This is a genomic window from Zobellia sp. OII3, from assembly GCF_002211465.1.
Classification (GTDB): domain Bacteria; phylum Bacteroidota; class Bacteroidia; order Flavobacteriales; family Flavobacteriaceae; genus Zobellia; species Zobellia galactanivorans.
In genome coordinates, this window is record NZ_MWRZ01000001.1 from 955,442 (window position 1) to 979,593 (window position 24,152).

Below are 24,152 nucleotides of genomic sequence, written 5' to 3' on the forward strand. Positions count from 1 at the left end.
TTATAAAAATCTGCCATTTACACACGGAAAAAGTATGAAAACAGTTTGGGGCAAATTGCATCTGACCATAAACAATGATTGACTTGAGCAGATGAAACTTCACATTAAACTCATCTTATGTACGGTTCTAGGAGGTATCGCGTTAAATTCGTGTTCCACCAAAAAAGACGCGTTCGTGAACCGAAATTGGCACGCGCTCAATACCAAGTACAACACCTTGTACAATGGCAATATTGCCTTTGATGAAGGTAGGGAAGAACTCAACCTGAACTATAAAGATGACTATTGGGAAATACTTCCTATTGAACGTTTGGAGGTTACCGAAGATATCAAGTTAGATTCCGAAGATAACAACCCCAACTTTATCATTGCCGAAGAAAAGGCGACCAAGGCCATACAAAAGCACAGTATGGATATTAAGGATGTGGAGCGCAACCCACAAACGGACGAGGCCTTTTTACTTTTGGGCAAGGCGCGTTATTTTGATCAACGCTATATGCCGGCACTTGAGGCCTTCAACTACATTATAAAGAAATACAACTACAGCGATAAACTGAACGAGGCCCATATCTGGCGCGAGAAGGTCAACATTCGCCTCGAAAACGAGGAACTGGCCATTAAAAACCTAAAGCGGCTTTTGAAATATGAACAGCTCAGCGACCAAGAATATGCCGATACACGGGCTATGATCGCCCAAGCCTACATCAATGAAAAGGTACTTGATACTGCCGTTCAAAACTTAAAGATCGCATCGCACTACACTAAGAAAAACCCAGAAAAAGGGCGTTATTACTACATTATAGGACAATTGTACAATCGGTTGGGCCATAAAGACAGTGCCAATTACGCATTCAATAAGGTAATTGAGCTAAACCGTAGGTCACCAAGGGTCTATATGATCAATGCCGAAATACAGAAGTTGAGAAATACCGAAATTACTTCGGAGAACAGCGAGGAAATATTGGAATACCTGACCGACCTTCAGGAAAATCGTGAGAACCGCCCGTTTTTGGATAAAATTTATCGCCAGATGGCGGAGTACTACCTCGATCGTGAAAACGATAGTTTGGCCGTAGTCTATTTCAACAAGTCGCTACGCGCCACACAGAACGAACCGAAGTTGAACGCGCTCAATTACGAAAACCTGGCCGTCTACCACTTTGATAGAAACGAATATAAATTGGCGGGGGCCTACTACGACAGTGTCGTTAGTAATTTAGAGGAAAACACAAAAAGATATAGGAGGACCAAGAAAAAGCTCGATAACCTTGAAGACGTTATCAAGTATGAGGATATTGCACATCGTACCGACAGTATCATAAGCTTGTACAACCTTCCCTTGGCCGAGCGTACGGCTTATTTTGAAGAGCATATCGCGAAGCTCAAGGCGGCAAAAGAGGCCGCGGCCAAGAAAGAGGAAAGAAGATTGGCGGCCGGTTTTGCCCAGTTTGCAAAGAGCAAAGGCGGAAAAGAGAACAAGGGAAAATTCTATTTCTACAACCTGACCAGTTTGGGCTATGGTAAAAACGACTTTGTTCAGAGATGGGGCAAGAGAACGCTTGAAGACGACTGGCGTTGGAGCGATAAAAGACGAGTCTTGCCACAAGAAGTAGCGGGTAATGCCACGGTTTCGAACGATAGTTTGGGAACGGTTACCGATGAGGAAAACTTTTCTGTGGACTATTATTTGGACCGAGTGCCTACGGATGTAGCAGTGATAGATAGTCTTAAGGGCGAACGAAATTTTGCCAATTATCAACTCGGATTGATCTACAAGGAGAAGTTCAAGGAAAATCTATTGGCGGCCGAAAAACTCGAAAAGGTTTTGGATGCCGATCCTGAGGAGCGTTTAGTGCTTCCTTCCAAATACAACCTGTATAAGATATACGAAGAAGAGGGGAGTCCGCTTTTGGCCTCCATGAAACAAGATATTCTCCAAAACCATGGTGATTCGCGCTATGCCGAAATCATATTAAACCCGAGAGCGGTGCTCGAAGACGATGCCGATAGCCCAGAGGCACGTTATGCGGCCCTATATCGCCTATATCGACAGCAAGAATACTTGAAGACCATTACGGGAGCCGAAGAGAATATAGAAAAGTACACGGGAGACCCCATAGTTCCCAAGTTCGAAATGTTGAAGGCCAACGCCATCGGAAGGCTTAACGGTTTTAAGGCGTTTGAAGAGGCCCTCAACTATGTGGCATTGACCTATCCTAACAATCCGGAAGGGAAAAAAGCGGAGACCATGGTAGCCGAACAGCTTCCTAAACTAGCGGTAAAGGAATTTTCTACCGAACTAGGTTCAACCGGAACGGGTAATTGGAAAGTGGTATTTCCCTTTAGAAGAAGTAATGATGAAATAGCCAAAAGGGTAAAGAAAGAATTAGAAGACGCCATTATCGATTTGAGGTACAAGAACAAGGTTTCAAAAGATATTTATACTTTAGAAGACCAATTCGTCGTCGTACATGGCTTTAAATCTAAAGATTACGCCCTCGGTTTTGCCGAGCTTATAAAATTTAACAAGGATTACCGTATTGAGAATGAGAATTTTGTAATTTTATCTACCAATTATAAAATTATTCAAGTACATAAAAACTTACAAGAGTATAAAAGTCAAATTTTAACCCCAAAACCATAAACAATGTTTTCTGATAACAAAAAACCAAGAACTATGAACGAAATAGGCGCACAACCCAACAGGATCTCCAAGCACACAAAAATTAAAGGGGATATCGAATCTGAAGCTGATTTTAGAATTGACGGTAAATTAGACGGCAACGTAAAGACAACAGGTAAGGTTGTTATTGGTAAAGATGGCTACATCCATGGTAAGGTAGAGTGTGTCAATGCCGACATAGAGGGAAGCTTCAACGGAGAGCTTTTGGTGTCGGACCTATTGTCGCTTAAGTCTTCGGCAGTAATAGAAGGTACAGTGTCGGTAACCAAGTTGGCGGTAGAGCCCGGTGCTACTTTTAACGCGTCTTGTACCATGAAAGGTAAAGGGGGGAGCTTGAACAGTAGTACTTCCTCTGGGTTTAAGTCGCCGCTAAGCAAAAACAATGAAGCAGCAAAAGCCTCGTGATAATTCCAATTTAATACGAACAGCGGCCGGTTTTTCGGGCATTGCCATACAAATGGGGGCAACCATCTATTTAGGCAATCTTTTGGGGGCCTGGTTAGATGTAAAGTTTGAAAAAACGTTTTTAGAAGATACAATTACTTTACTTGCCGTATTTTTGTCGATGTATATCGTCATCAAAAAAGTGATGACATTAAATAAGTAGCATTGGTCAAACAATTAGTACAATATATAGTCGTGTTCATTTTGGTGGGCACGGCTTCTTTTTTTCTTCATCAATTTTTATTGGCAGATGACAATTCGGGTTTCAATACCCTGCTTCAAAAAGCCTATATTTTTCATTTCATTTTCTCTTTATCGGTGATTATAGCCTTTCGTCTACTCTCCAAAAGCGAAAAAATCTTCGTTCAATTGGGTTTTGTTTATATCGGCCTTTTGGTTTTTAAAATTGCCGCATATACTGCAATGTGCTACCCGCAACTGATGGGAGATGAGCATTTACCCAGATTTTATAGAGCTTCACTTTTGATTCCAGTGTTTGTTTTTTTGTGCCTAGAGGTCTTTTTTGTTTCAAAAATTTTGCAACGCGAATAGTTTCAAAATTTTAAAGGACAAAAATGGTTTGTATTACGGCAAGATTACCTACTTTTGCGCAAAATTTCAGGAGCATAATTTTTTGATAAAAAATAATGAAGGAAGTTTCAAAAATGATCAGAACACTAGTATTACTTTGTACACTATGCATTTCTCTTCAGGGTTTTGCATTCTCCGAGGGAGGTGATCAAGGAGCGGTAGACACAAAAGATGAGGTAGGTGAATATATCCAACACCACATTAAGGACGCTCATGACTTTCACTTGTTTTCATACACAAGTGATAATGGGGAGCGTAAGCACGTTGGTTTTCCTTTGCCGGTCATCCTTTGGTCGAGCAACGGATTGGTAACTTTCATGTCTTCTGAATTTCATCATGACGATGCCGGTAAGGTCGTTGTCGAGAAAGGTGGTTCTAAATTTGTAAAACTTCACAGTAAAATATATGAACTGAACCCAGGAGCTTCCGAAGTTCAGTTTGATGAGCATCACCATGCGAAAAATGCCGCCAAAGTCCTTGACTTTTCAATAACCAAAAGTGTTTTTGGAATATTGTTGGTGGGTCTTCTTATGCTTTGGGGATTCTCTTCATTGGCAAAACAATACGCCAGTAAAAAAGTACCTACCGGTTTTGGTAGGGTATTGGAGCCATTGGTAATCTATGTTAGGGATGAGATCGCCAAGCCGAACATCGGCGAGAAAAAATATCGCAAATTCACAGGTTACCTGTTGACCGTGTTTTTCTTTATATGGATCTTGAACCTTTTAGGTTTGACGCCATTAGGTTTTAACGTAACGGGCCAGTTGGCCGTAACCGCTGCCTTGGCAATTTTTACTTTGGTCATTTATACCTTTAGCGGAAACAAGGATTACTGGATGCACATGTTGTGGATGCCGGGGGTTCCTGTTTTGATCAGACCGATTCTTGCGATTATAGAACTGGCCGGTGCTTTTTTGATCAAGCCGTTTTCATTGTTGGTACGTTTGTTCGCGAACATATCTGCAGGTCACATTGTAGTAATGAGTTTGATCGCCATCATGTTTACGCTTAAGGAAAGCTTAGGTGTAGTCGGGGCAACAGGGCTATCATTGGTGTTGTCGTTTTTCATTACGCTTATTGAAGTATTGGTCGCCTTTTTACAGGCCTATATTTTTACTATGTTGTCAGCCTTGTTTATTGGTATGGCCGTTGCTGAGCACGATCACGATCATGAGCACGATGCTACAGGACATGAGATTCCAGACGCGGAAGACGTTCGAGGGGATTTCATCTAAAAGAGAGTTTTTTAATTTAATTATATAAATCAATTACTATGTACAACTTAATTGGAGCTGGTTTAATCGTAATCGGAGCAGGTATCGGTCTTGGTCAAATTGGTGGTAAAGCAATGGAAGGTATTGCCCGTCAGCCAGAAGCAACCGGAAAAATACAAACTGCGATGATTATCATTGCTGCACTTTTAGAAGGTTTGGCATTCGGTGCCTTGTTCTTAGGTAAAGCTTAAGGGTTTAAAAACCAAAAAAACATTTTCCTGCAACGGTTGGTTGCAGGAAGTGTTTTAATCAAGTTTAGAATTTTAAAGTAATATTATATATGGAAACTTTATTAAACGATTTCTCACCAGGCCTTTTCGTTGTTCAGACGATATTATTATTAGGTTTGATATTCCTATTGGTGAAATTTGCCTGGAAACCGATTTTGACTTCATTGAACGAACGTGAAGAAGGAATCAAGGGTGCATTGGACGCCGCTGAAAAAGCCCGTGCCGAAATGCAGAACCTTCAGGCCGATAACGATAAGTTGTTGAAGGAAGCCCGTGCGGAGCGCGAGGCAATGTTGAAGGAAGCCCGTGAGATCAAAGAGAAAATGATCGCGGATTCTAAGGAGCAGGCCAAGGTGGAAGGCGACAAAATGTTGAAGCAGGCCCAAGCCGCTATCGAGAGTGAGAAGAAAGCCGCTGTAGCCGACATCAAAAACCAAGTGGCCGAACTTTCTGTAGAGATTGCAGAGAAGGTGTTGAAAGAGCAACTATCCAACAAAGACCAGCAATTGAAATTGGTGGAAAGTATGTTGGGCGATGTTAAATTGAATTAAGTAGCTATATTGCTTTTTGTTGTGCCGATGAAGGTCTGCCGACAGAACAATAAAACAAAATAAAAAATGAGCGATTCTAGAGCAGCAATACGTTACGCAAAGGCGGTTTTAGACCTAGCGGTACAGAACAAGGCCACGGATGCAGTCGAGAAAGACATGCGTTCGGTTGTGGCAACGATTGCCGATAGTAAAGAGTTGAGAGCCATGTTGGCCAGCCCTGTAGTGAACGGGGAGACCAAAAAGAAAGCCTTGGCGGCCGTGTTCGACGGTAGTGACCAGATTACCTTGGGTTTGATCAATACACTTGCCGCGAACAAACGGATATCTATTTTGAACGAGGTTGCCTTAAAGTACATCATTCTTAACGAAGATTTAAAAGGTGAGGGTGTTGCGTATGTTACCACAGCCGTTCCTTTAAGCGCCGACCTTGAGAAGAAGGTGCTTAAGCAATTAGCTCAGATTACCGGTAATGAGGTAACCATCGAAAACAAAATCGATGAAAGTATTATTGGAGGATTTGTTTTACGTGTTGGCGATTTGCAGTATGATGCCAGCATTTCTAATAAATTGAATAATTTAAAAAGAGAGTTTTCAAGTAGTTTATAATAATAACTAGGACTTGAGGTGAATTTCTTAAGTTCCATGTCTTATATCTATAAAAATGGCAGGAGTAAAAGCCGCTGAGGTATCAGCAATTTTAAAGAAACAATTATCAGGATTTGAAGCCACCGCCACATTGGACGAGGTGGGAACAGTACTACAGGTTGGTGATGGTATCGCCAGGGTCTACGGTCTATCAAACGCCCAATACGGCGAATTGGTGGAATTCGAAGGCGGCCTTGAAGGAATTGTTCTTAACCTTGAAGAAGATAACGTTGGTGTGGTGCTCTTGGGACACTCCAAGGCTATTGGAGAAGGTGCTACCGTAAAACGTACACAACGAATTGCTTCTATCAAAGTAGGTGAAGGTATCGTTGGCCGTGTGGTAGATACCCTAGGTACTCCTATAGATGGTAAGGGACCTATCGCTGGTGAAACTTACGAAATGCCATTGGAGCGTAAGGCACCCGGTGTTATCTTTAGGGAGCCGGTAACCGAGCCTATGCAATCCGGTATTAAGGCAATCGATGCCATGATCCCTGTGGGACGTGGTCAAAGGGAGCTTGTAATTGGTGACCGTCAAACAGGTAAGACTACCGTTTGTATCGATACCATTTTGAACCAAAAAGAATTTTACGATGCTGGTGAACCAGTATATTGTATCTATGTTGCTATTGGCCAAAAAGCTTCTACCGTTGCTGCAATTGCGCAAACTTTAGAAGATAAAGGGGCCATGGCATATACTACCATTGTTGCCGCGAATGCTTCCGACCCTGCGCCAATGCAGGTTTATGCTCCTTTTGCAGGTGCATCTATCGGTGAGTATTTCCGTGACACTGGCCGTCCTGCTTTGATCATCTATGATGATTTGTCAAAACAGGCCGTAGCCTACCGTGAGGTATCCCTTCTTTTGAGAAGACCACCAGGACGTGAGGCTTACCCAGGTGACGTTTTCTACCTTCACTCTAGATTGTTGGAGCGTGCCGCTAAGGTCATCAACGATGATAAGATCGCGCAGAACATGAACGATTTACCTGATGTGTTGAAGCCCATGGTAAAAGGTGGTGGTTCTTTAACGGCCCTTCCTATTATCGAAACTCAGGCAGGTGACGTTTCTGCCTATATTCCTACGAACGTAATCTCGATTACCGACGGACAGATTTTCTTGGAGCAAGATTTATTCAACCAAGGGGTAAGACCAGCGATCAACGTGGGTATTTCGGTATCTCGTGTGGGTGGTAATGCGCAGATCAAATCAATGAAAAAAGTGGCAGGTACACTGAAATTGGATCAAGCCCAGTTCCGTGAATTGGAAGCTTTTGCCAAGTTCGGTTCCGATTTGGACGCCGCTACGTTGAACGTTATTGAAAAAGGACGTCGTAACGTTGAGATCTTGAAGCAGGCCCAAAACGATCCTTATACCGTTGAAAACCAAATCGCGATCATCTATGCAGGTTCTAAAAACTTGTTACGTGATGTTCCCGTAGAAAAGGTAAAGGAATTCGAAAGGGATTATTTGGAATTCTTGAACGCTAAGCACAGGGATGTATTGGATACCTTAAAGTCCGGTAAACTTACCGATGAGGTAACCGATACCTTGACTGCTGTGGCCAAAGACCTTTCTGGTAAATATAAGAGTTAAATAAGTACTGAGTACTGAGTGGCAGGTACAAAGTGTTATCCTCAAAATAACACTTTGTACCGCTTACTAAATACTGAATCAAATGGCGAACTTAAAGGAAATACGAAACAGAATAGCATCGGTATCATCGACCATGCAGATTACCAGTGCCATGAAAATGGTATCGGCTGCAAAGTTGAAGAAAGCACAAGACGCCATTACTGCAATGCGACCTTATGCCGATAAGCTTACCGAGTTGTTACAAGGTCTAAGTGCAAGTTTAGATGCCGATTCTGGTAGTAAATATGCCGATAATAGAGAGGTGAAGAAAGTTTTGGTAGTAGCTATTACTTCCAATAGGGGCTTGGCCGGTGCCTTTAACTCTAATATCTTAAAACAGTGTACGGTTTTGATTAACGAAACCTATGCCGGTAAAGAGGTTGATTTTGTTGCCATTGGTAAGAAGGCCAACGATTTCCTGACCAAAAGATCTAAAGTAATTGCCAATCATAGTAGCCTTTACGAAGATTTGACATTCGATAAGGTATCGGTTATTGCCGAAGATTTAATGGAGCAATTCACTTCAGGTAATTATGATCGTATCGATATCGTATATAACAAATTCAAGAATGCCGCTACGCAGATTGTAATGACCGAGCAGTTTTTGCCGATCGTTCCTATGGCCGGTGCGGAAAACTTGAGCACCGACTACGTTTTTGAGCCATCAAAAATGGAAATCGTAGAGCAGTTGATACCTAAGTCGTTAAAGACACAATTGTACAAAGGTATTCGTGATTCCTTTGCCAGTGAGCACGGGGCCCGAATGACAGCAATGCACAAGGCTACCGATAACGCTACGGAATTGAGGGACCAATTGAAATTAACTTATAATAAGGCTAGACAGGCTGCCATTACCAACGAGATCTTAGAGATCGTAGGTGGTGCGGAAGCCTTGAACAATTAGGCTTAACCATTGCTTTGACCTCGTCGGAGTAAATGATAGATATAAGAAGAACCCCCACAGTCATGTGGGGGTTCTTTTTTTATATGGGGCCGTAGCGAACTCGCCACGTGAAACTGCGGTGTCGTTCGTTACGGTTTAGAGCCCTGTAATATTTCATCTAATATCTATTTTAAAGACCAAACGGGTTCTTTTTTCATTGCATGGGGCTTGGTTGTGCAGAGCTCGTTAAAGGGCGGGATACGGCCCCCTTTTGGTTTATTTCGCCTCCCTTTCAACCAAAAAAAGCCGCCGTTGTTAAAAAGAAATCCATCCGTGTTTAACTTCACTTTGCTAGATGCCTTTAAATAGGTACTTTTGGATATAAATGCAGCTCTATTGAATCCGCTTAAAAAATTGTTCAAGCAAACGGCTATCTACGGTCTGGCCACTGTATTGCCCAGAATGATTTCCTTCTTTTTGGTCAGGGTGCATACCGATGCCATGCCCCCGGAAATATATGGCGAGCTAGCAGTGATTTTTGCCTATTTCGCCATGTTCAATGTGGTCTTGGCCTATGGAATGGAAACGGCGTTTTTTAGGTTTTACAGCAAATCGGACGATAAAGAGACGGTAATTTCTACCTCCTTGATTTCTATTTTGGCCTCCACTATGCTCTTTATGGTGGTTTCCCTGATTTTTCAAGACGGAATGGCCCGGCTTTTGAGCATAGATCCAAAGTACATTAAGTACGTGGTGTTCATCCTTTCTTTAGATGCCTTGGTCATTATACCCTTTGCGTGGTTGAGGGCCAATGAAAGGCCGTTAAGGTATGCCGTGGTCAAGATTTTGAACGTGGTCATCAATTTTGGGCTCAATGTGTTCTTCTTACTGCTGTTACCGGGTATTGCCGCAAGTAATCCAGATGGACTTCTAGCCGCCTTGTACAGGCCCAATTTTCAAATTTCGTATATCATCATAGCCAACCTTTGCGCCAGTGGCGTTACGCTCTTATTGATGCTGAAACCCTATTTGATCAGTCGCTATACTTTTGATGACAAGCTTTGGAAGCAAATGATGAAATATGCGATTCCCGTACTGATTGCGGGCGTGGCCTTCACCATTAACGAAGTTTTTGATAGGGTAATGCTCGAAGCGCTCTTGCCTGAGGAAATTGCCAATAAAGAGGTGGGCATGTACAACGCCTGTGTAAAGCTAGCCTTGTTCATGACCTTGTTTTCTACTGCCTTCCGTATGGGGATAGAGCCGTTCTTTTTTAGTCATGCGGGTACGGCAAACCCGCAAAAGGCCTATGCGCAGATCACCAATTATTTTGTGGTATTGGGTAGTGTGATCTTATTGGGGGTCGTCGTTTTCGCCGATGTACTCAAGGTGCTTTTTGTTAAAAACCCGGCGTATTGGGAAGCCATGTCCGTCGTGCCTATCATACTTTTGGCCAGTTTCTTTCTTGGAATCTACCACAACCTATCGGTTTGGTACAAGGTGACCGATAAAACACGCTACGGAGCGTTTATTTCTGTTTTCGGGGCACTTATAACCATCGTCGTAAACTATATTTTTATCCCTTATATCGGTTATATGGCCAGTGCCATTGCAACGCTCATGGCCTATGGTAGTATGATGGTGCTATCGTACTATTTGGGAAAATCGCGCTATCCGGTGCCGTACAATTTTAGAAAAATTGTTTTCTATCTGGGGGTTTCCATTCTCTTTTCTATACTGTCCTTTTATATTTTCGATAGGAACTTAATTGTGGGGAGTATCTTATTTTTGTTGTTCCTGGGGTTGGTGTATAAGCTTGAAAAGGATACATTGACACAGATTTTCCTTAGACAGAAGAATTAAATCTGCCTTCAGGCATCGGACGTAGATGGCAATGGGCGGATAAGACCAATAGTTGACATTCAAAAACAGAGTATGCAAATAAAGATCATCAACAAATCGCAGCACGAACTTCCCCATTACGAAACGGGAGCATCTGCGGGAATGGACCTAAGAGCCAATATTTCCGAATCGGTAACGTTACAACCTCTAGGGCGCGCCATTATTAAAACGGGACTATTTATAGAGCTTCCGGTCGGTTTTGAGGCCCAAGTGAGGCCAAGGAGTGGCTTGGCCGCTAAAAAAGGAATTACCGTATTGAATGCCCCGGGCACGGTAGATGCCGACTATCGTGGTGAAATTGGTGTGATCTTGGTCAACCTTTCCAACGAAAGTTTTACCGTGGAAAATGGTGAACGTATTGCGCAATTGGTAATTGCCAAACACGAACGTGCGGAATGGGAGGAAGTAAAAGAATTATCGGAAACCGCCAGAGGTGAGGGTGGATTCGGAAGTACCGGTGTTAAATAGGCAAGGGCTAACATAGTATTTACCTTGGGTATCAAATGAAAACGAGACAGCTTATATTGCTATTTGTAGGGGGATTTTTTTGGGTCTCCCTATTGGCGTATGCCCAAGAAACGCCCGCTATAGATGAAAACCAGAGTGCCGAAGTTTTTTTGGAGGATTATTCGGACGACTTTCAAGAGAAATTTTTTGAAGCCCTGAAGCAAAAGGGTATCGAGAACTATGATAGGGCCATTAATCTCATGCTCGAGTGCAAACAGCTCGACGCCGAAAACGATGTGGTAGACCATGAGCTCGCAAAGCTCTATTTAAAGGAAAAACAATATCCTGTGGCCGAAGAGTATGCCTTGGCCGCACTTTTGGCCCGGCCCGACAATCCTTGGTATGTCGATACTTACGTTGATATCGCGTTGAAGCAGCAAAAATCCGTAGATTCCTCAAGGGAGCAATTGCCTTTTGACAATGTAAAATTTAAGGAAAACCTCGCCCTGATTTTCTTCAGGAAGGGAAGGGCCAAGGAGGCACAGTCCGTTTTAAAGGAAACACCTAAGTCTAGTTTTACCCAACAGCTTTCCATAAAAGTGGCCGATTTAATCGAGGCACAGGAAGCCGCGGCCAGCAAAAGTTCCTTTACCTTCTCCAATGACGGCGGTTCTGAATCGGGGTCTTTTGAGCAATATAGAAGCCGTATTCAAGGAATGCTTCAAACCAAGAATTACCTCGCCTTAGACCGGGTTGCGGCCGAAGCCTTGGAAAGTTATCCTTCGCAACCTTATTTTTATTACGCCCAAGGACTTGCCCTGAACAGGAAAGGAAGGGCACGCGAAGCCATTGAAACGCTTGAAACGGGACTTGATTACTTGGTGGGCGATATCTCCCTGGCCAATAAATTTTATCAAGAGCTGTCCGATGCTTATAATTCCATTAACAATTCAGTCAAGGCAAATATGTATCTTCGTAAGATAAAATCCGGGTTTTAAACTGTTACAAAAATTATGGCCTTACCATTGCGAATTGTCTTGCGCTTGATGGCGCTTGTTGTACTATCCCTTTCTCTTTCCTGTAAGTCGAACAAGGTTTTGGCAGACGGAAAGGTCGATGGCAATCTTTCGGCGAAGGCCATAGTTAAAAACCATTATGCCAATACTACCGATTTCAATACCTTGAGCGGTAAAATGCGTATTGATTATTCCGACGGTGAATCGACACAAGGGGTTTCGGTTAGCTTGCGTATGGAAAAGGACAAGGCCATTTGGATGAGTGCCCCCTTGGGCATGGTCAAGGCTTATATTACCCCGGGAAGGGTTACTTTCTACAACAAACTGCAGAACGAGTATTTTGATGGTGATTTTGCTTATTTGAGCAAGTTCTTAGGTACTGAACTCGATTTTGAGCAGGTGCAGAACCTTCTAATGGGCCAGGCCCTTTTTAACCTTAAGGAAGCAAAGTACGATGCTACCGTGGTTAATGGTGATTATCAGTTGAAGCCTAAAAAAGCCATGGAATTGTTCAAGGTCGTTTTTCAGATAGAACCGAAAAACTTTAAGATGGCCTCACAACAGCTCTCGCAACCCTTAAAGAAAAGATTGCTGCAGGTCAACTATACCGATTATCAAAAAATAGGAAAATATATTCTTCCCCAACGTATTGCCGTTGCGGCCATAGAGGGTGCCGACCGAAATACGGTAGATATCGAATATCGCAATATTGAATTTGACCAACCCATGAACTTTCCATATAAAATACCGAAAGGTTTTAAAGAAATCACACTAACTGACGATGCGCGGTAATAAGTACTTTCTTGTTATTTTTCTTGGTTTCTGTTTATTTGGATGGAGCACGCTTTGTGCCCAAAGCGAAGAGCAGGAAGCCCTAGAGGCTAAACGCGAACAGTTGCAAAAGGAAATAGAGCAGATCAATTACTTGCTTTTTGATCAAAAGAAGAAAAAAGGCAATGTTCTCGATCAAATGGAAGCCCTTGACAATAAGATAAAGGTGCGCCAAAAGCTTATCGATGTTACCAATCAACAATCGAATTTGCTGAACAAGAAAATCAATGATAATATTCGTGTCATTACCAAATTGAGGGAAGAATTGGAAGCGCTCAAGGATGATTACGCCATGATGATACAAAAGGGGTATCAGAGTAAGATCCAGCAGAGTAAATTAATGTTCCTTCTTTCCTCCGAAAATTTTTATCAAGCCTTTAAGCGGATGCAGTATATCAAGCAATATACCGAGTTTAGGCGTAAACAGGGGGAGAAAATTGTGGTCAAGACCGAAGAGTTGGGCAAGCTTAATGCGGGACTTACCATACAACGAAAAGAAAAGGAACGTTTGGTGGCCGAGAACTTGAAGGCAAAGAAGGCCATGACTACCGAAAAAAAGGCCCACCAAGAACTTTTGGGGTCTATTCGTAAGAGTGAGACCAAATATGCGGCCCAAATACGCGATAAACAAAATCAAGCCAAGCAAATCGATCGTCAAATCGAACGTTTGATCCGTGAGGCCATCGCCGCGTCGAACAAAGACAGCGGAAAGAAAAGTGATGATCCGAGTAAATTCTTATTGACGCCGGAGGCCGCTATTGTTGCCAATAGTTTTACCGCCAATAAGGGCCGTTTGATATGGCCGGTGGAGAAAGGGTTTAAGAGCCAAGGTTTCGGTGTTTATGCCGATGCCATTTACCCGGGAATAAAACACCAGAGTAACGGGGTCATCATAACTACCGACCAAGGGGCGAAGGCGAGGGCTATTTTTAGGGGAGAGGTTATAGCCATTCTGTCTATACCGGGGGGGAATAAGGCCGTGCAATTGAAGCATGGTAACTTTATCAGTACCTATTATAACCTTTCCAAACTCTATGTTAAGAAGGGAGATCGCGTTGAAGCCAAAACCGAATTGGGCGAGATTTATACCAATCGGTCTAACGGACAGACCAAATTAAAGTTTTACTTACACCAGAACACTTCCAAGCTCAATCCAGAGGAGTGGGTGTATCAATTATAGGAATGATATGAAGAAGATAACAGACTTACAGGGCACATTTGCATTAAACAATGGGGTAGAAATCCCTTATTTAGGCTTGGGAACGTATTTGGCCGATAATGACCAAGATGTGGTTGATGCGGTTAAAACGGCTTTGAACCTGGGTTATAGACATATTGATACTGCCGCAATATATAAAAATGAAGAGGGGGTTGGCAAGGGAATTCGGCAAAGTAATGTCGCGCGCGAAGAGGTGTTCCTGGTGTCTAAGGTATGGAATGCCGATCAGGGCTATGAAAGCACTTTAAAGGCTTTTGAAGCGAGTTTGGAGCGTCTGGGGGTAGAATACCTCGATTTGTATCTAATTCATTGGCCAGTGGCCGGAAAATACAAGGATACTTGGCGTGCCATGGAGAAGTTGTACCGCGAAAAGCGTATTCGGGCGATCGGTGTGAGCAACTTTTTACGACATCACCTAGAAGACTTGCTTGAAACGGCCGAAATTGTCCCAATGGTCAATCAAATGGAATTCCATCCATATTTGGTGCAACAAGACCTGATCGATTTTTGCAATGACAAGGGTGTTCAGTACGAATCTTGGTCGCCTTTTATGCACGGAAAGGTCTTTGATGCAAAGTCCGATGTCTTTGATGGGCTGACCGGCAAATACAATAAATCCATTGCACAGATTATTTTGCGCTACAATCTACAGAAGGGCATAGTGGCCATTCCGAAATCGATACATGAAAATAGGATCAAGTCCAATGCCGATATTTTCGACTTTGAACTTACTCATTCGGATATCAACTATCTAGATAGTCTCGATAAAGGTGAGCACACCGGACCCGATCCCGACAATTTCGATTTTTAAAGAAGGGTTATTCCATGAACAATGCCTTTAGTTCGGTGGCATCGTGAGGTTTCATTTTTCCGGCCAAGACAAGGCTTAATTGCTTTCTGCGCAAAGCGCCATCGTAGCGTTCTTGCTCGAGCTGGGTCTCGGGTTGTAAAGGGGGCACTACCGTAGGCCTTCCGGTATCGTCAACGGCTACAAAGGTGTATATGGCTTCGTTTGCCTTTGATTTTTCACCTGTAAAACGATCTTCCATCCACACATCGATATAAACCTCCATAGAGGTCTTAAAAGCCCGTGAAACTGCTGCTTCTACCGTGAGAACGCTTCCTACGGGCACGGATTGGTTAAAGGCTACATGGTTCACCGAAGCGGTAACCGTAATACGACGGCTATGGCGACGAGCGGCTATACTTGCGGCACGGTCCATTCGGGCCAATAATTCGCCTCCAAAGAGATTGTTAAGGGGGTTGGTCTCACTGGGGAGTACCATATCGGTCAGTATCGTTCTAGAATCGCTGGGATTTTTAGCCTGCATAAATCAATTTTTTGTCAAAGATACTTTTTTTAATGGGCTCCATAGCAGAACCTTTTCGCCTTGGGCAAGTTGAAAAAAAGATGGACTATTGAACGTTTTAGGCGTAAAACCGTAAGTCTAAAGGAATGTTAGTGGCTTGATTTTAACCAAGCATCCTTTTGGGTAAGCTTGATTTCACGAAGGGCCATTAACGCTTTGTTCGGGTCGGTAAAGCTGTCGTAGGCCACCAAGTACAGGCCGAACGGATTCGTTCCTATATAAGATGGATTGTATCCCTTCTGCTTTAATTCCTCTATTTTTCTGTCGGCGTTGGTACGGTATCGGAATGCCCCGGCAATAATGTGGTGCATGCGTTTCTCCGCTTTATCGGCCGCTTCTTTTTTGGAAGTTTTAAGCGTAATCGTGGGTAGTTCTAATGGTTGTGCATCAAAGAATGTGGCTTCTTGAATGCGTTTTGAAACCTGTTCTTGGGCTTCTTCGCGAGCTAACTGTTGGTTGTTCGCGTTAGATTTGTAAAACTGAAATCCTGTAACGCCCAATGTTAAGGCAATCAAAGCGACCGCAGCATACTTTAAGTACGGGCGAAGGGTCAGGGTTTCCCGCTTTTCCGGTGTAAATGCCAAAGGAATGCTTTCCTCCAACTGAGACACTTCTTCTTTTAAGACCTCTCGGGTTACCGGTGCGGAAACAAAAGAGGACATTCCGAAGGAAGAGGTCAGGTAGTTGACATTTCCGGAGGGTTGAAACTGTATTTTATTTTCTGAGCTGAACCAAAGGGTTCCGATATCGGCCAATTGCAATTGACCGCCTTTTTTTAATTCCGCTTTCCACTCGGTCACAATTTCGTTGACCTGCCCGAGCATTTCCTCAAAGGAAATATTTTGTGCCTCGGCAGCGTATGAAACCAAAAGGCCGTCATTAGACAATAACTGTTGGTTGAATGAAACGGTTTTTACTGGAGGGTAAAAAGTATTGGTGCTCTCATGTATGACAGCAGATTTCTGTTCGGTTAAAAAAGCACCGAAACCTGGCACAACTACACAGTTGTACCTGTACATTAACTCAGATATATAGCGTTCTAATCCCATATGACGCAAATATGGAAAAAATTATAGGGTAAGACTAGAGTCCACCTCACTTTTTATTAACATTATAATTTGTGTATTTTGTGGATAACTTTGATGCTAGTATAAATGATTACAGATGAATTGCTTGCGATTTTGCGCTTACAAAGTGTTCCGAAAATTGGAGATGTAACCATTAAAAAGCTTATTGAGCATTGTGGTAGTGCCCAAGCCGTTTTTGAGGAAAAACGACACCATCTCTTAAAGATCGATGGTATTGGCACACATATCTTAAAAGGTTTGCACGATGGGGAACATCAAGAAGCCGCAGAACGCGAATATGGTTATATCCAAAAGAACCAGATTGGTTTTTCGTATTTTAAAGATGCCGATTATCCCAGCTATCTAAAGCACTGTATCGATAGTCCGGTATTGCTTTACAAAAGAGGTAATATTAATTTGGAGGGCCGAAGGCTTATCAGTATTGTGGGCACTCGTAAGATTACAAGTTATGGCACTGCCTTCTGTGAAAAGTTTATTGAGGAAATAGCGCCCTTGAATCCCGTTATCGTAAGTGGTTTTGCTTACGGGGTGGATATTACCGCGCAAAAGGCCGCCATCAAACATGGTTTGCAAACCATAGGATGTCTGGCCCATGGCCTCAACCAAATCTATCCCGAAGCCCATAGCAAGTATGTCAGTGATGTAGAGAAGAATGGAGGGTTTTACACCGAATTTCGCAGTACGACCCGGCCCGATAGGGAGAATTTTTTAAAACGAAACCGCATTATCGCCGGTATGACGGAAGCTACGGTGGTCATTGAATCGGCCGAAAGAGGGGGGAGTTTGGTCACGGCCGATATTGCCAACAGTTATAATCGCGAGGTCTTTGCCGTACCGGGAAGGGCGCAGGACAAGTACAGTTCGGGTTGTAACAATCTTATAAAACAGCAAAAGGCACATATACTCACTTCCGCTGCCGATTTGGTATATCTCCTAGGATGGGATGTGGCCGAGAAAGAAACCAAGCCCGTTCAAAAACAGCTCTTCGTGGATCTTGAGCCTGACGAACAATCGATATATGATTATTTACAAAAGAATGGAAAGCAATTGCTCGATAGTATTGCCTTGGAATGTCGCTTACCTGTCTTTAAGGCTTCTTCTACTTTGTTGAATATGGAAATGAAGGGCGTTGTGCGTCCTTTGCCCGGAAAATTGTTCGAAGCGATTTAACAAAACCGGAAGCTGTGATGATGGGTCAACCGACCAACGAGTCTGTAAAGTTGGTGTATGCCGGTGCTGTATCGGTATAAATGACGGTTATCGATAAAAAACCTCCCCAAATCGAAAGGTTTATGAATATGGGGAAGACCGTATAAAAACAAAACCGACCTCAGGGTCGGTTTTGTTAAATTTTAGTATCCTAGTTTTTCACGTACTCTTTGAAGTACCCCATCGGCTACTTTGCCGGCTTTTTCCGCGCCGATTGCCAATGCTTCGTCTACTTCTTGGGTGTTGTTCATGTAATACTCGTATTTTTCCCGGGCATCGCCAAATTTGTTGACAATGACTTCGTAAAGCGCTTGCTTGGCATGGCCGTACCCGTAGTTCCCCGCAAGGTAGTTGGCACTCATTTCTTCAATTTGTTCTTGAGTGGCCAGTAATTTGTACAGGGCGAATACATTGTCTTTCGTTGGGTCTTTTGGGTCTTCCATGGGGGTGCTGTCGGTCTGTATGCCCATGATCTGTTTCCTCAGCTTTTTATCGGTCTGGAAAAGGTTGATCAAGTTGCCCCTGCTCTTGCTCATTTTTTCTCCGTCGGTTCCAGGAACGTACATGGTGGTCTCTTGTACCTTTCCTTCAGGAAGTACGAAGGTTTCTCCCAATTGGGCATGAAAACGCGAAGCCACGTCGCGGGTAATTTCAATATGCTGCATTTGGTCTTTTCCTACCGGAACGATATTGGCATCGTACAGAAGAATATCGGCGGCCATCAACATCGGATAGGTAAAGAGTCCGGCATTGACATCCTCTAGGCGGTCCGCCTTGTCTTTGAACGAATGTGCCAAGGTCAATCGTTGATATGGAAAGAAACAGCTTAGGTACCAAGAGAGCTCGGTGGTCTGTGGGACATCGCTCTGACGGTAAAAAACGGTCTTTTCAATATCCAGTCCGAAAGCCAGCCAAGTAGAAGCTATGGCATAGGTGTTTTTTCGAAGTTCTTCCGCATTTTTGATCTGTGTGAGCGAATGTAGGTCCGCAATGAACAAAAACGATTCGTTCTTTGGGTCCTGCGCCATGTCTATTGCGGGCATAATAGCGCCCAAAATGTTTCCTAGGTGCGGAATGCCCGTACTCTGTATTCCTGTTAAGATTCTAGCCATTTGTCGATTTTCAAAGGAGCACAAAGATAAAAGAAATCGATTATACCTGATAAAATTGTTACTTTTGATTTTATGCCCAGATTAGTTAAAAAAATTGGCTACACCTTGTACCGTATTTGGTTCTATATTTTGGTAGCCCTACCCATCTTCTTGTTTTTTCCTTTTTTATTGTTGACCACCTTGTCGCAAAAATGGTATCCGTACTTTTTTTGGTTGGCCAGAAACCTGTGGGCCTTGCCCATTTTGTACGGTATGGGTTGCCCGCCAAAAGTATATTGGGATGAAAGATTGGAGCGGGGAAAGAGTTATATGCTCGTTGCCAACCATACCAGTATGTTAGATATTATGCTGATGCTTTACATCAGTAAAAACCCTTTTGTTTTTGTGGGGAAGAAAGAGCTGGCGAAAATTCCAGTTTTCGGGTTTTTCTATAAGCGGGTCTGTATTATGGTAGATCGGGGCGATGCGAGGAGCAGAACCGCCGTTTATCGACGGGCACAAAAGAGGTTGAACCAAGGCTTGAGCATCTGTATTTTTCCTGAAGGGGGAGTGCCCGATGATGAAAGTGTCCTATTGGACAACTTTAAGGATGGGGCCTTTAAAATGGCCATAGCCCATACGATTCCTGTCGTTCCGATGACCTTCTACGATAACAAAAAGCGATTTTCTTTCTCTTTTTTCAGTGGAGGACCGGGAAGAATCCGTGCCAAAGTGCACTCATTTTACAAAACCGAGAACCTTTCCGAAGACGACAAGGCGGGCCTAAGGGAGAAAGTACGAACGGTTATCTTGAAAGAACTGCAAACAAGATAACCGTTAAGCCTGTAATATCGCCCCTCTTGCCTTTAATATAGGATATAGAGCAATGAGAGTGCCGAAATGAAGACCCAGAGTAATACGGCCAAGACCATAGGCCTTGTTCCCATGGCGCGTAAATCTTCAATAGAAAGGGTAGAGCCTACTAAAAACAGGGTTAGTATCAAAAGTTTTTTGGAAATGGAGACGATGGTCAAACTTGCCATGGCCGGAATAAGCTGATAACTGTTTACGATTATAGCCCCTATAAAAAGCAAGATGAAGTAAGGCATTTTTACTTTTTCACCCTTGGTCTTAAAAACGAGCATAGACAATATGGATAAAGGTACGATCCAGAGCATACGGGAGAGCTTAACGGTTGTGGCGGTCCGCAATGCCTCGTCACCGTAGCCTATGGAAGCACCGATAACCGAACTCGTATCGTGAATGGCTACGGCACACCATAGTCCGAATTGATGTTGGCTCAGGTGAAGATAGTGGCCTATGGCCGGAAAGACGAAAAGGGCTATGGAGTTAAGTAGGAATACAACGGCCAATGCAATGCTAATGGCCTTGCTTTTGGCATTGATCACCGGTGAGATGGCCGCAATGGCGCTACCACCGCAAACTGAGGTTCCTGATGTGATAAGGTGGCCTAATTTTTTGTCTAGTTTTAGTGCTTTCGTCAGCAGGAAGCCGAGGCCTACCGTCAAGGTGATCGATAAAAAAGTCAGCATAAAACCTTCCTTGCCCGTTTCTAGGGTCTCTTTGATGAACATGCCAAAACCGAGCCCAACTACCGAAACCTTGAGAAACGAGTGAATGGCCTTGTGGCAGTATGCCTTGAATGGATTGTTGAAAAACAGGGTAAACCCGAAACCGAGCAGTAGGGCGGTTGGACTATTGACCCACCCACTAAAAACGATAAGGGCCATTAGGAGAAACGTAATTTTCGCGATTCTATCTTTCATATCATTTTTCTTTTACGATACAAAAGTAGGGTCGGCAAATTACTTTTAAGCAATTTAAAATACTATATGAAATAACTAAAAGTTATAATTGCTTCGGGCGAACTTTTCAAAATAGTCCATTACCTGAGACTGGTAACCGGTTCTGGAAACAAAGTAGAACCAGCGTTCTATAGTAAGGTTTTTAATATCTATGATCTTGAGTTTGTTGGTGACCAGGTCTTCGTGAATGGCGCTAATGGAAAGCAAGGCGAAGGCATCGGAGTTGTTGAGGTAGTTTTTTATGGCTTCCGTGCTGTTCAGGGTCACTACATTGTTCAGTTTTTTGATATAGACCGACTTTAAGGCATCATAAATAATCTCTCGTGTTCCCGAACCCATTTCGCGTTCTATGATCGGTAGTTGTTCTAAGGTGTCTACGCTTATGGCACTTTGTTTGATGCCGTTGTTCTTGGCGTTCGTGACAAGTACGATTTCGTCTTTTATAAACTTTTTATAGTGTAGTTTACGATTGGTGTTATTTCCTTCGGTAATCCCAAAATCCAATTGTTGGTTTAAGATATATTCCTCTATTTCTTCAGAGTTGCCGCTTTTAATATCAAAATTGGTACGTGGGTGCTGTGTTCTGAATCGGGCAATTATTTTGGGAACGATATGATTGACCAAAGTAGTACTGGCGCCAAACTGGATCATTTCGGGGATGTGTTCCTTTTGATAGAGAAATTGATTCTCCATTTCCGCATGTATGTCCAATATTCTATTGGTATACAATAAAAAGGCCTTGCCTTCTTCGGTGAGTTCTATGGAATTCCGCTTGCGAAGAAAAAGGGTGGTTTTGTACTCTTCTTCAATACTGCGAATGGCTTTTGAAACCGCTGGTTGCGATATGAACAATTGTTCAGAGGCCTTTGTAAAGCTCAGATGGTTCGCTGCTGCCTTGAAAATTTGGAATTTTTGCTTCATCAGTCGTTCAAATTTTTGATGCTGTTCTAGTGCGAAAGGCTTTACGTTTCCTTCCTGTCGATGAGCGGAATTAAAACATAAAATTCAGGCCGCTGTAAACCCCTACCGAGAAGGGTCTGAAATCTCCGGAAACATTCGAAAACGTGTTCAATTGGTATTTGAAAACGGGTTCGATGTTCAATCGTATTTTGGGAGTGAATTTATAGTTTACCCCAAAACCCACATTGGTGCTGAAATTGACCGAGTTTACGTTGTTGGCTTCGCCGATTTCGGTGGTGAGGTCTCCTGAGGAAAGCGAGATTGAATTGTCGATCAAAAACAACGAACTTACACCGCCCAATAGGTTTAGTCCTAGCTTTCGGTCGATTAGGGCGTACTCTAGCTCTAAGGGCACCTCCAGATACCCGAATTGCTGCGCCATCGACCCGTTGCGTAGACCCCCGGGCTTTTCCGTGAGCCCTGGGGAAGGAGCAAAGGAATTGTCGGAAACCTCATAATTTTTAATGTTGGCAGTCTCGCTTTGTAAGACTACGTTTTTCGAAGTGCCGGAATATGATATGTTTTTCAATAAGTCTGAGGCGACGGCCTGTAGGGTGCCGGAAAATTCCACGCCTTGGGTGTCGTAACCGTAATCGACCTTGTTGACGCCGGAACGGACCCTTAGCTTGTCGTTGACGGCATAGGCTATTGAGAGGCCGTAGCTCATATTGGTGCTGCCCGATTTTGAATTGGAGCTGAAAATGGCGTTTACGGGTGATCCGTTGCCTAAGGCGTCATAGTACACTGGGGCTATATTCGGCCCAAGGGACCAGCGGCTTTCCCCGTCGTTGTTTGCAATTTCCTCTTCAGGGTCGATTTCATCAAAAATGGACTTCTTTTCAGTAATGTCTTCTTGATTTTCGGGGATGTTTGGCGATTCGTCTTCGATAGCATTCTGTACTATGCCTTCGGAGGGTTTAAGACCAATAGGATCTGGGTGTTTTTCTTGGTCTTGGTCGATAGGGGATGTTGCCCCTTCTTTTCCATCGTCCGAAGCATATGTATCCTGACCGGTAGAGGGGCTGCCTGCAAGGGCATTTTCCGCTTCGGGGTTTATTAGGTTATTGTCGCTAGCTTCCTTCTTGGCGTTGTAGGGCTCCTGTGTTTTGTCTTTACTTGGGTTTCCGGCCTCGGTTAGTTCCGAAGGGGCAATTCTATTGGTTTTTGAATTTTTAGAACGATTGGTATTTTCTTTGGGAAGGGTGTTTAACTTGTGTTCTACATCCTGATCATGGGCGGTGTTTTCTACGTCGCCTTCTTCCGAACCGGAATCGTTTTGTGTATGGGTTATCGCATTTTCATTGCTGATGGACGATTCCTGAAAGTCCTTGTCTTCACCTTGTTTTATTCCTTCGGTCTGTTTGTTGTCGTGGGTTTTGGTGTCGGTGATACTGCCTTCGGCATCGGTCGGGGTGGAAAAGAGGTTTATTGCCAGCACTACACCGGTTAAGATGGCTGCCGCTCCACCCAGTTTCCACCAGATGGGAATGACCCTTTTCTTCTTTTTCTTGTTCAAGGAAGCTTCGATGGTATTCCAGACTTTTTTGTCCGGCACTTCGCCGAAGTCTCGAAACTTCTCTTGGAACAGTTCGTCTATATTTTTTTTATTCATTATTCAATGCCTTAGGTACAAGGTTTTTTCTTTTGATGTAATAGTTTTTCATCGGTCAGGTGCATATTTGCAATAGCAAGGGAAGCAACATTCCAATGATGGCTTTATTTTTAGACGTGGCTATTTTTTCTCTAAGTAGGTTGCGGGCACGGGCCAGGTTACTTTTTGATGTGCCTGGCGAGGTACCTAAGAGCTCACTTATTTCTTTATGGGTATATCCGTCGAGGACATAAAGGTTAAATGTTAACCGGTATTTATCCGGCAGTTCTTGTATGTGTTTCAGCAAGGTGTCCAAGCTTAGGCTTTCATAGTCGTTTTCATCGTCCGTATCGATTTTCTCGGCGTATTCCGTCACCAAGGAAAGGGGTTCTTCTTTTCGGTATTTTTGTAAAACGGTATTTACGGTAACGCGCTTAAGCCATCCTTCAAAAGAGCCTTTATTCTTGAATTGGCCGATTTTTTCATAGATGACCATAAAACTGTCATGCAGGTTGTCTTCGGCTTCCGTACGGTTACGCGAATACTTCAGGCAGATACCGAACAATACCCGTGAATAATCACGGTACAATTGTTCCTGTGCCTGTCTGTTTCCTTTTTTACAGTTATGTATGAGTTCTTCAAGACTCAAGGTCGCATCATTTTAC

General features: G+C 43.3%; 25 protein-coding genes. 18 read left to right on the forward strand and 7 right to left on the reverse strand.

The window, feature by feature from the left end; all coding sequences use genetic code 11:
• Nucleotides 1-91: 91 nt before the first annotated feature.
• The 16 genes from B4Q04_RS03975 (at nucleotide 92) to B4Q04_RS04050 (ending at nucleotide 15,163) form a co-directional block, all read left to right on the forward strand.
• Complete coding sequence (locus B4Q04_RS03975; protein WP_013993134.1) at nucleotides 92-2,644, forward strand: tetratricopeptide repeat protein; 2,553 nt, start codon at nucleotides 92-94, stop codon at nucleotides 2,642-2,644.
• Between the two features lie 3 nt (nucleotides 2,645-2,647).
• On the forward strand, nucleotides 2,648-3,088 hold the full coding sequence (locus B4Q04_RS03980) for a polymer-forming cytoskeletal protein (RefSeq protein ID WP_013993135.1): 441 nt from the start codon (nucleotides 2,648-2,650) through the stop codon (nucleotides 3,086-3,088).
• Nucleotides 3,066-3,290 (forward strand): AtpZ/AtpI family protein, encoded by a 225-nt coding sequence (locus tag B4Q04_RS03985; RefSeq protein WP_013993136.1) that lies wholly within the window; start codon nucleotides 3,066-3,068, stop codon nucleotides 3,288-3,290. Before B4Q04_RS03980 ends, B4Q04_RS03985 begins: the two co-directional genes overlap by 23 nt.
• 44 nt (nucleotides 3,291-3,334) lie before the next feature.
• Nucleotides 3,335-3,679, forward strand: a complete 345-nt coding sequence (locus B4Q04_RS23150; protein WP_367998105.1) for a DUF6168 family protein — start codon at nucleotides 3,335-3,337, stop codon at nucleotides 3,677-3,679.
• 95 nt (nucleotides 3,680-3,774) lie between these two features.
• The gene (atpB, locus tag B4Q04_RS03995) at nucleotides 3,775-4,953 is read left to right on the forward strand and encodes a F0F1 ATP synthase subunit A (RefSeq protein ID WP_088696056.1); all 1,179 of its coding nucleotides are present in this window, start codon (nucleotides 3,775-3,777) and stop codon (nucleotides 4,951-4,953) included.
• Nucleotides 4,954-4,991: 38 nt separating this feature from the next.
• Complete coding sequence (gene atpE / locus B4Q04_RS04000; RefSeq protein ID WP_076453121.1) at nucleotides 4,992-5,183, forward strand: ATP synthase F0 subunit C; 192 nt, start codon at nucleotides 4,992-4,994, stop codon at nucleotides 5,181-5,183.
• 89 nt (nucleotides 5,184-5,272) lie between these two features.
• Nucleotides 5,273-5,773 (forward strand): F0F1 ATP synthase subunit B, encoded by a 501-nt coding sequence (locus tag B4Q04_RS04005; RefSeq protein WP_088696057.1) that lies wholly within the window; start codon nucleotides 5,273-5,275, stop codon nucleotides 5,771-5,773.
• 66 nt (nucleotides 5,774-5,839) lie between these two features.
• On the forward strand, nucleotides 5,840-6,379 hold the full coding sequence (gene atpH / locus B4Q04_RS04010; RefSeq protein WP_013993141.1) for an ATP synthase F1 subunit delta: 540 nt from the start codon (nucleotides 5,840-5,842) through the stop codon (nucleotides 6,377-6,379).
• A 55-nt stretch (nucleotides 6,380-6,434) separates the two neighbouring features.
• Nucleotides 6,435-8,015, forward strand: coding sequence for a F0F1 ATP synthase subunit alpha (atpA, locus tag B4Q04_RS04015; protein WP_013993142.1), 1,581 nt, complete (start codon nucleotides 6,435-6,437; stop codon nucleotides 8,013-8,015).
• Between the two features lie 82 nt (nucleotides 8,016-8,097).
• Complete coding sequence (gene atpG, locus B4Q04_RS04020; protein ID WP_013993143.1) at nucleotides 8,098-8,958, forward strand: ATP synthase F1 subunit gamma; 861 nt, start codon at nucleotides 8,098-8,100, stop codon at nucleotides 8,956-8,958.
• A gap of 375 nt (nucleotides 8,959-9,333) precedes the next feature.
• Complete coding sequence (locus B4Q04_RS04025) at nucleotides 9,334-10,800, forward strand: lipopolysaccharide biosynthesis protein (protein WP_046287411.1); 1,467 nt, start codon at nucleotides 9,334-9,336, stop codon at nucleotides 10,798-10,800.
• A 72-nt stretch (nucleotides 10,801-10,872) separates the two neighbouring features.
• A complete protein-coding gene (dut, locus tag B4Q04_RS04030) occupies nucleotides 10,873-11,307 on the forward strand; it encodes a dUTP diphosphatase (RefSeq protein WP_013993146.1) in 435 nt (144 codons plus the stop codon).
• A gap of 35 nt (nucleotides 11,308-11,342) precedes the next feature.
• A complete protein-coding gene (locus B4Q04_RS04035) occupies nucleotides 11,343-12,284 on the forward strand; it encodes a tetratricopeptide repeat protein (protein WP_088696058.1) in 942 nt (313 codons plus the stop codon).
• A gap of 15 nt (nucleotides 12,285-12,299) precedes the next feature.
• Nucleotides 12,300-13,094: a DUF4292 domain-containing protein gene (locus tag B4Q04_RS04040; RefSeq protein WP_013993148.1), complete on the forward strand. Its 795-nt coding sequence runs from the start codon at nucleotides 12,300-12,302 to the stop codon at nucleotides 13,092-13,094.
• Nucleotides 13,084-14,313, forward strand: coding sequence for a murein hydrolase activator EnvC family protein (locus tag B4Q04_RS04045; RefSeq protein WP_088696059.1), 1,230 nt, complete (start codon nucleotides 13,084-13,086; stop codon nucleotides 14,311-14,313). Before B4Q04_RS04040 ends, B4Q04_RS04045 begins: the two co-directional genes overlap by 11 nt.
• Before the next feature lie 7 nt (nucleotides 14,314-14,320).
• Nucleotides 14,321-15,163, forward strand: coding sequence for an aldo/keto reductase (locus tag B4Q04_RS04050; RefSeq protein ID WP_088696060.1), 843 nt, complete (start codon nucleotides 14,321-14,323; stop codon nucleotides 15,161-15,163).
• Nucleotides 15,164-15,170: 7 nt separating this feature from the next.
• Here the strand turns inward: B4Q04_RS04050 and B4Q04_RS04055 are convergent, their stop codons facing one another.
• The gene (locus tag B4Q04_RS04055) at nucleotides 15,171-15,683 is read right to left on the reverse strand and encodes an acyl-CoA thioesterase (protein ID WP_013993151.1); all 513 of its coding nucleotides are present in this window, start codon (nucleotides 15,681-15,683) and stop codon (nucleotides 15,171-15,173) included.
• A gap of 128 nt (nucleotides 15,684-15,811) precedes the next feature.
• Complete coding sequence (locus B4Q04_RS04060; RefSeq protein ID WP_013993152.1) at nucleotides 15,812-16,771, reverse strand: SPOR domain-containing protein; 960 nt, start codon at nucleotides 16,769-16,771, stop codon at nucleotides 15,812-15,814.
• A 105-nt stretch (nucleotides 16,772-16,876) separates the two neighbouring features.
• Here B4Q04_RS04060 and dprA point away from each other — a divergent pair, with 105 nt between their 5' ends.
• A complete protein-coding gene (dprA, locus tag B4Q04_RS04065; protein WP_013993153.1) occupies nucleotides 16,877-17,980 on the forward strand; it encodes a DNA-processing protein DprA in 1,104 nt (367 codons plus the stop codon).
• A 182-nt stretch (nucleotides 17,981-18,162) separates the two neighbouring features.
• Here the strand turns inward: dprA and trpS are convergent, their stop codons facing one another.
• On the reverse strand, nucleotides 18,163-19,131 hold the full coding sequence (trpS, locus tag B4Q04_RS04070) for a tryptophan--tRNA ligase (protein ID WP_013993154.1): 969 nt from the start codon (nucleotides 19,129-19,131) through the stop codon (nucleotides 18,163-18,165).
• A 72-nt stretch (nucleotides 19,132-19,203) separates the two neighbouring features.
• On the opposite strand from trpS, the gene B4Q04_RS04075 reads away from it, so the two are divergent.
• Nucleotides 19,204-19,944: a lysophospholipid acyltransferase family protein gene (locus tag B4Q04_RS04075; protein ID WP_013993155.1), complete on the forward strand. Its 741-nt coding sequence runs from the start codon at nucleotides 19,204-19,206 to the stop codon at nucleotides 19,942-19,944.
• 32 nt (nucleotides 19,945-19,976) lie between these two features.
• Here the strand turns inward: B4Q04_RS04075 and B4Q04_RS04080 are convergent, their stop codons facing one another.
• From B4Q04_RS04080 to B4Q04_RS04095, 4 genes are all read right to left on the reverse strand, one after another.
• Nucleotides 19,977-20,897, reverse strand: coding sequence for a YeiH family protein (locus B4Q04_RS04080; protein ID WP_088696061.1), 921 nt, complete (start codon nucleotides 20,895-20,897; stop codon nucleotides 19,977-19,979).
• A 75-nt stretch (nucleotides 20,898-20,972) separates the two neighbouring features.
• The gene (locus B4Q04_RS04085; RefSeq protein ID WP_013993157.1) at nucleotides 20,973-21,857 is read right to left on the reverse strand and encodes a LysR family transcriptional regulator; all 885 of its coding nucleotides are present in this window, start codon (nucleotides 21,855-21,857) and stop codon (nucleotides 20,973-20,975) included.
• 70 nt (nucleotides 21,858-21,927) lie between these two features.
• Nucleotides 21,928-23,508, reverse strand: a complete 1,581-nt coding sequence (locus B4Q04_RS04090) for a hypothetical protein (protein WP_013993158.1) — start codon at nucleotides 23,506-23,508, stop codon at nucleotides 21,928-21,930.
• Between the two features lie 55 nt (nucleotides 23,509-23,563).
• Nucleotides 23,564-24,136, reverse strand: a complete 573-nt coding sequence (locus B4Q04_RS04095; protein ID WP_013993159.1) for an RNA polymerase sigma factor — start codon at nucleotides 24,134-24,136, stop codon at nucleotides 23,564-23,566.
• Nucleotides 24,137-24,152 lie beyond the last annotated feature (16 nt).